The organism is Actinoplanes sp. M2I2, from assembly GCF_023544445.1.
Classification (GTDB): domain Bacteria; phylum Actinomycetota; class Actinomycetes; order Mycobacteriales; family Micromonosporaceae; genus Actinoplanes.
On record NZ_JALPVJ010000011.1, the window covers coordinates 206,933 to 218,980 of the forward strand.

A 12,048-nucleotide genomic window follows, 5' to 3' on the forward strand; every position below is an offset into this window, starting at 1 on the left:
GTGCGATGAATGGGGAATTTGCGGCTCGAGCCGATGACCGGGGAACAGTTCGTCGACTACCGCAGATACACCGAGGAGCACTTCGCGCAGAGCATGATCAACGCCGGCCGGTCCGAGGCCGAGGCGCGTGCCGAGGCCGCCCGCAGCACGTCCGGTCTGCTGCCCGACGGGCTGGCCACCCCCGAGCACCACGTGTGGACGGCCTACGACGGCGACCTCGACGTGGGGGTGCTGTGGCTGCGTATCCGGGGGACCTCGGCGTTCGGGTTCGACCTGCTGGTGCACGAGCATCTGCGCCGCCGGGGCTACGGCCGGGCGATGATGCTGGCCGCCGAGCAGAAATGCCGTGAGCACGGCGTCGTCACGATCGGCCTGCACGTGTTCGCCCACAACCCGGGCGCGGTGAGCCTGTACGAGCAGATGGGCTTCACGGTCTCGTCGTACAACATGAGCCGGACCCTCTGACACCGTCAGGGCTTGGCGCCGCGGGCGAGCAGGTGAATGGAGGCGTCGGGAATCGTGGCTTCGGCCAGGCGGGCCAGTTCCAGGGTGCCGGCGTTCAGCGACGGGTCGCGGCGGGCCCACTCACCGGTCGGGCCCTCGACGCCGACGACCTCCACCCTGTGCAGGCCGGCGGTCTCCAGCTCGGTGGCGAGCTCGCGGCTGTCATGCAGGTAGGCCACCTCGTCCCAGGTGGTGGTGGCGTCCTCGACCCGGCCGTGGCGCACCGACGCCAGGGTGTGGGCGTGGCGGGCCGGATCCCCGAGCTCCCCGGCGGCCGCGCGGACGAGGACCCGGCCCCATCGTGACAGCGCCGCGGCGATCACGACACCGCCGCGGCGCAGCACCCGGACCGCTTCGCCCAGGGCCCGCCGGCGGTCGCCGGGCGCCGGCAGGTGGTAGAGCGGGCCCAGCAGCAGGACGGCGTCGGCGCTGCCGTCCGGGGCGGGCAGATGACGGGCGTCGGCGACGTGCGCGGGCACCCCGCGGGCCGTGGCCTGGTCGACGTGCCTGGGCACCAGGTCGAACAGGGTGACCGCGTAGCCGTGTTCGAGGAGGTGCCGCGCCTGCCGTCCCGGCCCGCCGCCGACGTCGAGCACCGTCGCCGGGGCCGCGGGCAGCCACCGGCGCAGCAGTTCGGCCGTGCGCTCCCACTCGACGGCGTTGCGCCGCTCGGCCATCCGGCTGTCCTCGTCGCCCGCCGAGTAGTGCCCGATCACGCCGCTCATGAGCATTCTCCGTCCGCCGGCCCGGTTTCATCCTCGCGGCGGCCGCGGCGCGCCGGCAACCCCGCGCCGGGTCACCCGCGGAGGTGGGCGTTGAGCCGGGCCGCCTGACGGGTGAGGTGGTCGCGTTCGGCGAGGTTGGAGGCCGCCCGGGCGGCCTCGGCGTACAACCGGGCCGCGCGCACCGGGTCGCCGGCCTGCTCGTGCAGGTAGGCCGCGGCCGCGGTGTGCCGGGGCAGGGCCGGGTCGAGGTCGGCCAGGGCAGCCAGCCCGGCCCGGGGCCCGTCGGCCTGACCGACTGCGACGGCCCGGTTGAGCCGGGCCACCGGGCTGCCGCCGGTCAGCCGCACCAGTTCGTCGTACCACTCGACGATCTGCACCCAGTCGGTCTCCCCGGCCGTGCGGGCGTCCGCGTGCAGCGCGGCGATGGCCGCCTGGGCCTGGAACTCCCCCAGCCGGTCGCGGGCCAGGGCCGCCTGCAGCACGTCGACGCCCTCGGCGATCAGGCCGGTGTCCCACCGGCCGCGGTCCTGCTCGGTCAGCGGCACCAGGCTGCCGTCGGGACGGGTACGGGCCGGGCGGCGGGCGTGGTGCAGCAGCATCAGCGCCAGCAGGCCCGCCGCCTCCTCGTCCTTCGTCGCGGCGGCCACCTGCCGGGTGAGCCGGATCGCCTCGGCGGCCAGGTCGACCGGGCCGGAATACCCCTCGTTGAAGACCAGGTAGAGCACCCGCAGCACCGTGGCGAGGTCGCCCGGCTGGTCGAACCGGACGCCGGACACGGCCCGCTTGGCCCGGCTGATCCGCTGCGCCATCGTCGCCTCCGGCACGAGGTAGGCCTGCGCGATCTGCCGGGTGCTCAGGCCGCCGACCGCGCGTAACGTCAGCGCGACCGCCGAGGCCGGGCTCAGCGACGGGTGCGCGCACAGGAAGTACAACTGCAGCGTGTCATCGACCGCCGCGCCCGGTTCCGGTGCGGGATCGGCGACGACGAGGTCCTCCCGCTGCCGGCGGGCGGCGTCGGCGCGGGCCGCGTCGAGGAACTTGCGCCAGGCCACGGTGATCAGCCAGCCGTGCGGGTCGCGCGGGCGGTCGCGCGGCCACCCCCGTACCGCCTCGATCAGGGCCTCCTGGACGGCGTCCTCGGCCGCCGCGAAGTCGGCCCCGCGGCGCACGAGGACGGCGATCACCGTGGGGGTGAGGGTCCGCAGCAGGGCCTCGTCCGCCATGCTCACTCCGTGATGGTCGGGGCCGCGGTGTAGAACGGGCGCAGCTCGAGCCACTCGTGGATCGGTTGCCCGCCCGCGCCCGGCGCCGCGGACAACTCACCGGCGAGCTCCAGCGCCCGCTCGTAGCTGTCGACGTCGATCGCCATCCACCCGGCGATCAGGTCCTTGGTCTCGGCGAACGGGCCGTCGGTGACCGGCGGGCGGCCCGGGCCGTCGAAGCGTACGAAGGTGCCCTCGGCCGACAGCGCCTGGTTGTCGACCAGTTCGCCGGTGGTCTCGAGCCGCGCCGCGAACTCCTCCATGTAGCGCATGTGGGCCGACACCTCCTCGGGTGTCCACTGGTCCATCGGCACGTCGTTGACCGCCGCCGGGGCGCCGCGGTAGTGCTTGAGCAGAAGGTACTTGGCCATGGTGTTCTCCTCGATGCGATGGCGGGCACTGCTGGGACGCGATGATGCCGGGTCAGCTCGCGGGTTGCCGTTCGGCGCGCCGCCGCACCAGCTCCTCGACGGCGCTCGGCAGCGTCGTCTCGAAGTCGATCAGCTTCGCCCAGGTCGGGGTCACCACGATGCGGACCATCCCGTCGTACAGCGAACGCACCTCCGCCTCCCACGCGACCCGCTGCTCGGCGGTCATCCGGTAGGTGCCGTTCATGGTCAGGTACTCCGGCGGGATGCCGTCGACGACGTCCAGTTCGGCGCGGCCGCGGACGAGCAGGATCGTGGGCGGGTGGACCTCGGTGTCGATGGTCAGCGCGACCATCGGGTTCGCCCGCAGGGCCGGCAGCTTCGGCGCGTTCTTCGTCGTGCACAGGACGATCCGGGTGCCGTTCCAGGTGAAGGCGATGGGGATGGTGCGCGGCGTGCCGTCCTGGGCGACGTAGCCCATCCGGGTCAGGTCGCGGGCCAGCAGCTCGCGGCTCAGCGGCCGGTTCAGCACCTCGGAGACCTCGTCCGATCGCATGATCGTTCCCCCTGTCGTCGTCCCACTGCCGGCCTCGGGCGGCCGGTGCTGTGGCGGGGACGGAGCCGGCGCCGCGTTCTCGACACGGCCGCGGAAAGATGTATTAAAGTCGCGCGATGTTCACTGTCGAACAGCGCGACCACCTGCGCGAGCGACTCCTGGGTCTGGCCGAGCAGGATGCCGCGATCGTCGGCGCCGCGGTGACGGGGTCCTGCGCTGTCGACGGTGGGGACCGGTGGTCCGACATCGATCTGGTGTTCGGGGTCGAGGGCGCGCTCGAAACGGCCCTGCACCGGTGGGCCGAGGTGCTCTACCGTGACGGCGAGGCGGTCCATCACTGGGACCTGCGGGCCGGGCCGGCCGTGTATCGCGTGTTCCTCCTGTCGAACGGGCTCGAGCTCGACGTGGCGTTCGTGCCCGCGGCCGAGTTCGGTCCGCACGGCCCGAGCTGGCGTACCGTCTTCGGGCGTCCCGCACCCGAGAAGGCGATCCCGGCCGCAAGCCGCCGGGAGCTGACCGGGCTGGCCTGGCATCACGCGCTCCACGCGCGTGTCTGCATCCGGCGGCGCCGCTGGTGGCAGGCCGAACACTGGATCAGCGCCCTGCGCGGCCAGATCCTCGCCCTGGCGTGTCTGCGCCTGGGGTACCCGACCGGCTACGCGAAGGGCGCGCACCTGCTGCCGGCCGACGTGACGGCTCCGCTGAGCGCCACGCTGGTCCGGGTCCTCGACGAAGCCGAGCTCGGCCGCGCTCTCGACGCGGCCGCGAGCGCGCTGATCGCGGAGGTCTCGCAGGTCGACCCGGCGCTTTCCGGCCGGCTCGCTCCGCTTCTCGGCGCCGGCTCGAGCGCACCCTGACGAAGGCGTCAGACCTCGCCGAGCCAGCGCTGGCCGGCTTCGCCGAAGGGTTCCGCTCGGCCCGTCACAGCGGACCGGAGCCGCTCGGCGGTCGACTCGGCCCGGCTGACGACGTCCGGAGGGTAGCCGTATCGCCGTCGGTTCACGGCGAACTCGTCCCGGTCGAGGACCTCGACGGCGCCGGCCGGCCGGGTACGCCAGACGTCGAGGTCCAGATCGACCATGGTGACCTCAGCCGGATGCGGCCACGTAGCCGGCGTGGTGATGTCGCAGTAGACCTCGCACTCGGCCGGTGGGGCGCAGTACAGGGCCGTCCACCACTCGTGCCGCGGGATGAGCATGACCCGCGCTTCGGCGCTGGTGTAGATGGGCCCCTCGTCGCCGCGGTGGTAGACCGTCCCGGCCGGGCACCCCAGCCAGATGCCGTGCTCGTCGGTTCCGAGGCGCTGGGTGGCGTGATGCCAGTGCAGCCGCCCGTCGTACTTGCGGACCACGACACGGACTTCGCTCGCCTCCATGGACGAACCCTAGATCGGGCCGCGCCGCAGGGGTGCGTTCGAGCGGGGTGCTGACAGAACTCGATCATGACGGAAGGCCGTGTCGCCGGCGGTGAGCCGGGCTGCGGCTGGTGAGCGCGCGGGAACAACACGCGGGCTGACCGGGCGGGGCTGACCGGGCGGTTTTGAGCGGCTCGTTGGCGGCCGAGCCGGTCGTGAAGGACCGCGTCAGCGGGAGCGGGGTGGAGCCCCGCGCTGGCGCAGGTAGGCCAGGACGGCCTCGCGGGTGGTGCGGACGCCGAACAACGCCCGGGCCTCGGCTATGCGGCGGTTGGCCGTCCGCAGGGACAGGAATTCGGCTGCGGCGGCCGCGGCGATGGTGTCACCGGCGGCCAGGCGGTCGAGCAGGGCTCGTTGTTCGGGGACCAGGTCGGCCACCGTGCTGTCACCGCCGGCCGGTTCGGTGCTGTCCTGGTTGACCGGGCCGAGGCGGGCCAGGTCGTCGACCAGGGCCCGGCCCAGCGCGGACTCGGTGTCGCAGACCGCGATGATGCCGGCTCCGCGGGCGGCGGCCAGCACCGCCAGTTGCAGGGTGTCGGGGTCGCCGACCCGGCCGTGCAGCACCAGGCGGCTGCCGGTGACGTCCCACGCCGGGTCGGGCAGGGCGAAGCCGTCACGGGCCACCCAGCCGTCGCGGGTGAGTCGGCGCAGCAGGGTGTCGGCGTCGCCGTGATTGGCGACGACGTGTCGGGGAGCGTCGGGCTGTCTGGTCACCGGCCATCCTTGTACGTGTCATTCGTGTCGGTTTCTGGTTGAGGGGTGGCGAAGGCCAGGGCGGCTGCTTCCGTACGGGTCCGGGCGCCGAGCTTGCGCATGCCGGCGCGGATGTGGGTGTCGACCGTCTCGGCGGAGATGCCGAGCTGGCCGGCGATGCGGCGGGTGGGTTCACCGGCGGCGACCAGCCGCAGGACGTCGGTCTCGCGGCGGGTCAGCTGGTCGCCCGAGCGGGGGCTGCGGGTGTCGCGGTGCACGTTGTGGCGGCGCAACCCGCGGCGGGCCCGGCCGGCCAGCACGGTCAGCCCGGCGGCGTCGGCGAGTTGCTCGGCGGTCAGCAGCGCGGCGACGGCCCGCGCGGGGTCGGTGTCGCTCACCCCGGCGGCGAGCAGGCAGCGGATCCGTTCGCGCAGGGCGACGGGCCGCCAGGCCTCCGCGGCGGCGGTGAAGCCGTTGCCGGTGGCCCAGGCGGTCAACGTACGCCGGGCGGCCGTGGGCAGCCCGCCCGGAACCGGCGCGGGGGTGAACTCGCCCAGGTCGTGGGCGGCCCACCGGGCGGTGATCGCGTGCAGGCCGGCCAGCAGCCCCGCGGTCGCCGCCGCCGGGCCGCTGCGGGTGGCCCGGTCCGGTTGCCCGTCCAGCCACGCCGTCTCCTGCGCCACCCACGCGGTGGCCGGGTGCTCCGGCCCGCTGTCCAGATGCGCCCGGGCCGCCCCGAGCAGCCCGGTGTCGGCTTCGATCAGCGCCGCCGCCGCGGTGGCGTAGCCGCGGGCCTCCTCGGGCACGGCCCGGTCGGTGAGGTTGGTGACCCGGCGCAGGACACCGTCGGCGCCGTCCCACAGCCGCGCCGCGAGGGTCGCGGCCGGCGCCCCGGCCCCGGGTGTCGTGGGGACGAGGTCGCCGGGCAGCGAGCCGTGCAGGGCCAGGGCCCAGTCGGCGGCGGCGGTGAACCGGGTCTGCCAGCCGTAGGCCAGGTCGTCGGCGGCGGCCCGGGCGGCGGCCAGGGCGGCGTCGGCGGAGGCGGTGAGCCGGCCGTCGGCGGCCAGCTGTTCGACCAGCAGCCACGCCGACCAGCGGCTGATCAGCGGGTCGCCGCCGGCGGCGGCCGCGGCCAGCGCGGTGTCCCAGCCGGGTGTCCGCTGGTGGGCCTGCACCGCGGCGAGGGCGGCGGCCACCCCGGGCGCCGGTTGCGGGTGCCGGGCGCTGATCTTGTCGGCCAGGTCGGGGGCGTCGGACGGGTCGGTGGCCAGTTCGGCCAGCAGCAGCACCCGGTCGCGGCCGGCCAGCACCGGCCCGGTCGCCGCGTCGGGCACGGACCGGACGGCGGCGCGGGCCCCGGCCGGGTCGCCGGCCTGCAGCAGGGCTTCGCCGCGGAGCACGTCGGCTTCGGGCCCGAGGGGCTCACCGGTCTGCAGCACCCGCGCGGCGGCGGCCGGCCGCCCGGCGGTCAGGGCCGCGTCGGCCGCGGCGATCCGCACCCGCGGGTCGATCGGCACGTCGAGCTCGCAGGCGAACAGCAGCAGCGCCGCCCGGTCACCGCCGGTGCTGTGGTCGGCGGCGATCAGGGCCCGGCGGTGCGCGCCCACGAAGTCACCGGCCGCCGCGAGGTGCCGGGCGGCCTCGGCCGGCGGGGTGAGCTCGGCCAGCCGGGTGTGCAGCTCGACCCGCGCCGGCGCGTCCAGCAGCCCCGCCGCCGTCTCGGCCACGTAGGTCGACACCGGCAGCAGCAGGTCTTCGGCGGCCGAGGGGGCCGGGGCGACCAGGCCCGCGGCGAGCAGGTCGGCGGCGCCGGGGCCGAGCAGCCCGGCCGGGGCGGGCCGTCCGAGCAGGCCGAGCGCGGCCAGCGCCGTGCGGGCCGGGCGGGGCAGGTCGGCCAGGGCGGTCGCGATCGCGTACGCCACCTGGTCGATGCCGGGCCCGGACGTGGCCCGCCCGGCGGCGGCCTGCCGGGCCAGCGCGGTGACGGCCAGCGGGTTGCCGCCGGCCTGGTCGGCCACGGCGGTCAGGGCCGTCTCGTCGAGGTGCCCGGCGGTGCGCCGGGCCAGCTCGAGCGCGGCCGCCCGGTCCAGCGGCGGCACGTCGATCCACCCGGCCGCCGCGTCCCGCAGCGCCCGCAGCGCGGCCGGGGGCAGCCGGTGGGGTGTGCGCACGGCGGCCAGCACCCGGCAGTGGGCGGCCAGCAGCGGCAGCGCGGCCAGGGTGGCCGGGTCGGCGTAGTGGACGTCGTCGAGGACCAGCAGCCCGCCGCGGACCCGGGAGCGGACCGCCTCGGCCAGCAGGTGCACGTCGTCGGCGGGCAGCCGGGCGCGCACGGCCCGCGACAGGGCCAGGGCGGGAACGGTCTGCAGCATCGCCAGCCCGCCGCCGGCGTGCACCGGGCCGGGCACCGCCGCGGCGATCTCGCGCAGCGCAGTGCTCCGGCCGCAGCCGGGCGGGCCGGTCAGCACGACGAGACCGGGGCGTTGCAGCATGGCGGCGGCCTGACGCAGCGCTTCCGCCACCTGATCTCCTTTCCTCTGCGATGTACCGGTGCGGGTGGCACGAACACGGGATCCCCTGCTCGTGCGCTGTCCGTAGGCTGGGCCTGCGGCGGCCGGCACCGGCGGCCCGCCCCGACATGCGAGGAGGGCCGGCAGTGACACCCGCCGTGGTCTGCACATTCTCTCCGACAGTGTGCCCGGCTGACGAGTCGTGGTGAGCGGCCCGCTGAGCGCCAGCGTAGCGACGCTCTGTGACGAAATGGTCCCCCGTGTCGGGTCGGAGGCCGGTAACCAGCTCATACAGATCCGCGATCGACTCGGCGAGCCGCTACGCGTTGCGATTGCGGGTCGTTTGAAAGCCGGAAAGTCGACACTCGTCAACGCGTTGATCGGGCGCCGGGTGGCCCAGACGGCCGTCGGGGAGTGCACCCGGGTCGTCACCCGCTTCCGGTACGGGCCGGCCGACCGGGTCGATGTGGTGTGCCGCGACGGGCAGCGCCGGAGCCTGCCACTGGACGACGACGGCATGATCCCGCAGCGGCTCGGCGTGCCCGCCTCCCGGGTGGCGTACGTGGACGTCACCCTCACCAGTGAGAAGCTGCGCGAGCTGACCGTCGTCGACACGCCGGGGCTGGCCTCGACCGACACGGTGGTCAGCGCCCGCGCCGAGGAGGCCGTCGGTGTGTCGGCCGCCCCGTTCGACGCCGACATCGACGCCGACTCCGCGTCCGAGGTCGCCGCGGCCGAGGCCGTGGTCTACGTGTTCACCCAGGCGGTGCGGGCCGACGACCTGCGGGCCCTGGAGGCGTTCCGGGACGCGTCGGCGCGGCTGGCGTCCAGTCCGATCAACGCGCTGGGCGTGTTCGGCAAGGTCGACACCCTGGTCGGCGGGGCCGGCGACCCGTGGCCGGTGGCGGCGCCGCTGGCCGGGCAGCAGGCCGCGCTGCTGGTCCGCACGGTGTCCGACGTGGTGCCGGTGGTGGGGCTGCTCGCCGAGACCGGCGAGTCGGGCCGGCTGACCGGCGCCGACCGCGACGCCCTGCAACGACTGGCCGGGCTGCCGGCCGCTCAGGTCAAGCTGCTGCTGGCCTCGGTCGACCTGTTCCGGGCCCGGGCCACCGTGATCGGCGCCGAGCAGCGCGAGCGGCTGCTGACCCAGCTCGACCTGTACGGCATCGGGTTCGCGCTGGCCCAGCTGGCCGCCGACCCGGCCCTGTCCACCGGGGAGCTGGTGCGCCGCCTGGTCGCCGCGTCCGGGTTCCCGCGGCTGCGGCACACCCTGCAGGAGACGTTCCGCTGGCGCTCCGACGCGATCAAGGCCGGCTGGGCGTTGTCCCGGCTGGAACGGCTGGCCGGGCACACCCGCGACGAGGGCGACCGGGAACGGCTGCGTGACGCCGTGGAACGCCTGCTGCGCGACCCCGCCTACCACCGGCTGCGGCTGCTCGACGCGGCGCAGCGGGTGGCCACCGGCTCGGTGCCGATGGCTCTGGAGTGGGAGCAGGAGCTGACCCGGCTGGCCACCTCGGAGGACCCGCGCTGGATCCTGCGGCTGCCCGAGGCCGGCGACGACGAGCTGGCCACCGCCGCGGTCGCGGCCGCCCACCGCTGGCGGGTCTACGCCGTCGCCGGCGCCGGCCCGGCCCAGTCCCGGGTGGCGCAGATCGCCCACCGCGGTTTCCACCTGCTGTCCCAGCAGCTGCGCGGCTCGCAGGTGCGCCGATGACCGACCTGACCGCCACCCTGGACACCGCCGTCAAGGACGCCCTGGCCTATGTGCGCACCCACGACCCGGACGCGGGGGCCGAGCTGGCCGAGCTGCGCCGCCGGCGTCTGACCCGCCCCGAGGTGGTCGTGGTCGGCGAGACCAAACGCGGCAAGAGCTCCCTGATCAACGCGTTGCTGGGCGTGCCCGGCCTGTCCCCGGTCGACGCCGCCGTCGCCACGGCCACCTACCTGCAGTTCGTGCCGGGCGAGCCGGGTGCGCGGGCGTGGCTGCCCGGCTCGGCCGACCCGGTCACGATCGACGGGCTGGCCGGGTGGGCGACCGGCGAGCAGCGGGCCCGCCGCATCGAGGTCAGCCACCCGGCGCCGCTGCTGCGCTACGTCAGCCTGCTCGACACCCCGGGGGTGGGCGGGCTCGACCCGGCCCACACCGCGGTCGCGCTGGCCGCGGTGGAACGGGCGACCGCGCTGATGTTCGTGGCCGACGCGTCCGCGCCGCTGTCCAAGCCCGAACTGGACTTCCTGGTCGCCGCCAGCGAACGCGTCGACGCGGTCGTGTTCACCCTCACCAAGATCGACGCCTATCCGGGGTGGCGGCGCATCCTCGACGACAACCAGGCGCTGCTGCGCGCGCACGCCCCGAGGTTCGCCGACGCCGCCTGGTTCGCCGTGTCGTCGGCCCTGGCCGAGCTGGCCGTCGAGGCCGGGCCGGACGACCAGGCCGCCCTCGTCGACGCGTCGAAGATCGCCGAGTTGCAGCACGCGCTGGTCGAACTGGCCGGCCGCGGCCACCAGCTGAGCCTGGCCAACGTGCTGCGCGCCGCCCGCGGGGAGCTGGCCCGGCTCGAGTCGGCCGCGCACGACCGCGTACGGGCGGTGGAGGCCGACCCGGTCCGGACAGCGCAGCTGCGCGCCGAACGGGCCGCGCTGGCCGCCCGCAAACGCACCGAGTCGCGGCAGTGGACGCTGCTGCTGAGCACCGAGACCCAGCGGGCCCGGGTGGAGACCGTCGGGCAGCTGCGCACCCGCATCGCCGGGGTCCAGCTGGAGTTCTCCGAGCGCATCGACGCCGGGCGCGGGGAGACCCTGACGCAGCTGCCCGAACGGCTCGACACCGAGTTGCAGGCCGTCGCCGTGCAGCTGTCCGACCGGCTGGAGGAGACCTTCGCCCAGGTCGGCGAGAAGGTCCTGGCGTCGGTGTTCGACCACGACGAGCGGGCCCAGATGCTGGGCCGGCTCAACGCCACCCTGCGGCACGCGATGGACACCGCCCCGCCGCGCGACGGCTCGGCCGACAACCTGCTCATCGCCCTGTCCGCCGGGGGGATCGCGTTCATGGCCGGGCGCGGCGCCATGCTCGGCGCGTCGGTGCTGGCCGTGGGCGGCGGGCTGCTCGTGCCGGTCGCCGGGATCGGGCTGGGCCTGGCCGCCGGCGGGTACGTGCTGTACCGCCGGCGGGTGCAGACCGACCGGCAGCAGGCCCGCATCTGGCTGCGCGACGTGCTCGGCGAGGCCCGCGCCGCGCTGGCCGACGAGATCGCCAACCGGTTCACCGACCTGCAGTACGCGCTCAGCGTCGCCGTCGACGACGCCGTCGAGAAGCGGCTGCGCGACCTGGACGCGCACATCGCCGACATCGACGCGGCCGCCGCCGAGGACGCGGCCGGCCGGGCCAGGCGCCGCGCCGCCGCCCAGCGCGAGCTCGACGCCGTACGGGCCCGGCTGCACGCCACCGACGCGGCCCTGGGCAAGGCGCGGGCGCTCACCCCCGTACCCCACGACGAGGAGAACCGATGACCGACCACCACGACTTCGGCCACGACGGCCACGACGACTTCCCGATCTTCGAGGAGCCGCACGCCGACCACTACGAACCCCCGCCACCGGACGAGCACCACGACCTGTACGACACCGACGACGCCCCGGGACCCGTCGAGGCGCCGTTCGAGCACCACGACGACACCCCGTACGCCGAACCGGTCGCCGCCGAGGACCACGCCGCGCTCACCGGCGTCACCGCCGAGGACCCGGTCGACGTGTTCCCGGCGACGCTGGACGTGGGCGACCTGCCCGAACCGGTCGACGGGTTCCCGTGGATCGACACCGGCAGCCTCGGGGTGGTGCCCGCCGCCGCCCTGACCGAGACCCCCGACCCGGTACGCCCCGAGGAGCTCGCCGAGTACGCCGGCGTCGACCTGCCCCCGGCGCAGGACCCGTGGGCCGCCCTGGCCGACTCCGACGACCCGGCCACCAGCACCCTCGCCCGGTGGTGGAACGAAAACTGAGTACCCGGCCCCTCC

12 protein-coding genes are annotated in these 12,048 nt (G+C 75.4%); 5 read left to right on the forward strand and 7 right to left on the reverse strand.

Translation table 11 applies throughout. The features are described from left to right. Positions 1-9: 9 nt before the first annotated feature. The gene (locus tag HJC40_RS24055; protein ID WP_250003673.1) at positions 10-465 is read left to right on the forward strand and encodes an N-acetyltransferase; all 456 of its coding nucleotides are present in this window, start codon (positions 10-12) and stop codon (positions 463-465) included. Positions 466-470: 5 nt separating this feature from the next. Here HJC40_RS24055 and HJC40_RS24060 read toward each other — a convergent pair whose 3' ends face one another. The 4 genes from HJC40_RS24060 to HJC40_RS24075 form a co-directional block, all read right to left on the reverse strand. After that, positions 471-1,229, reverse strand: a complete 759-nt coding sequence (locus HJC40_RS24060; protein ID WP_250003675.1) for a class I SAM-dependent methyltransferase — start codon at positions 1,227-1,229, stop codon at positions 471-473. A gap of 71 nt (positions 1,230-1,300) precedes the next feature. Beyond that, entirely contained in the window at positions 1,301-2,452 is a 1,152-nt protein-coding gene (locus HJC40_RS24065) for an RNA polymerase sigma factor (protein ID WP_250003677.1), read from the reverse strand. A gap of 2 nt (positions 2,453-2,454) precedes the next feature. Beyond that, positions 2,455-2,862, reverse strand: a complete 408-nt coding sequence (locus tag HJC40_RS24070; protein WP_250003679.1) for a YciI family protein — start codon at positions 2,860-2,862, stop codon at positions 2,455-2,457. 52 nt (positions 2,863-2,914) lie between these two features. Further along, positions 2,915-3,415, reverse strand: coding sequence for a pyridoxamine 5'-phosphate oxidase family protein (locus HJC40_RS24075; RefSeq protein WP_250003681.1), 501 nt, complete (start codon positions 3,413-3,415; stop codon positions 2,915-2,917). Positions 3,416-3,531: 116 nt separating this feature from the next. Between HJC40_RS24075 and HJC40_RS24080 the strand changes: the two genes are divergently transcribed. After that, positions 3,532-4,272: a hypothetical protein gene (locus HJC40_RS24080; RefSeq protein WP_250003682.1), complete on the forward strand. Its 741-nt coding sequence runs from the start codon at positions 3,532-3,534 to the stop codon at positions 4,270-4,272. A gap of 8 nt (positions 4,273-4,280) precedes the next feature. Here HJC40_RS24080 and HJC40_RS24085 read toward each other — a convergent pair whose 3' ends face one another. The 3 genes from HJC40_RS24085 to HJC40_RS45435 all read right to left on the reverse strand — a co-directional run bounded on the left by HJC40_RS24085 (position 4,281) and on the right by HJC40_RS45435 (position 8,044). Then, positions 4,281-4,790: a DUF402 domain-containing protein gene (locus HJC40_RS24085; protein WP_250003683.1), complete on the reverse strand. Its 510-nt coding sequence runs from the start codon at positions 4,788-4,790 to the stop codon at positions 4,281-4,283. Positions 4,791-4,997: 207 nt separating this feature from the next. Then, positions 4,998-5,543: a LuxR family transcriptional regulator gene (locus HJC40_RS24090; RefSeq protein WP_250003684.1), complete on the reverse strand. Its 546-nt coding sequence runs from the start codon at positions 5,541-5,543 to the stop codon at positions 4,998-5,000. Beyond that, on the reverse strand, positions 5,540-8,044 hold the full coding sequence (locus HJC40_RS45435) for a LuxR C-terminal-related transcriptional regulator (protein WP_308200936.1): 2,505 nt from the start codon (positions 8,042-8,044) through the stop codon (positions 5,540-5,542). Before HJC40_RS45435 ends, HJC40_RS24090 begins: the two co-directional genes overlap by 4 nt. A 238-nt stretch (positions 8,045-8,282) precedes the next feature. Between HJC40_RS45435 and HJC40_RS24105 the strand changes: the two genes are divergently transcribed. From HJC40_RS24105 to HJC40_RS24115, 3 genes are read left to right on the forward strand one after another with little or no spacing between them, the layout of a single operon-like run. Next, positions 8,283-9,749, forward strand: a complete 1,467-nt coding sequence (locus tag HJC40_RS24105; protein ID WP_284043636.1) for a dynamin family protein — start codon at positions 8,283-8,285, stop codon at positions 9,747-9,749. After that, positions 9,746-11,545 carry a dynamin family protein gene (locus HJC40_RS24110; protein WP_250003686.1) on the forward strand — a complete coding sequence of 600 codons (1,800 nt, stop codon included), beginning with the start codon at positions 9,746-9,748 and terminating at the stop codon, positions 11,543-11,545. The genes HJC40_RS24105 and HJC40_RS24110 overlap by 4 nt, the downstream gene beginning before the upstream one ends. After that, positions 11,542-12,033: a hypothetical protein gene (locus HJC40_RS24115; protein WP_250003687.1), complete on the forward strand. Its 492-nt coding sequence runs from the start codon at positions 11,542-11,544 to the stop codon at positions 12,031-12,033. The genes HJC40_RS24110 and HJC40_RS24115 overlap by 4 nt, the downstream gene beginning before the upstream one ends. Positions 12,034-12,048 lie beyond the last annotated feature (15 nt).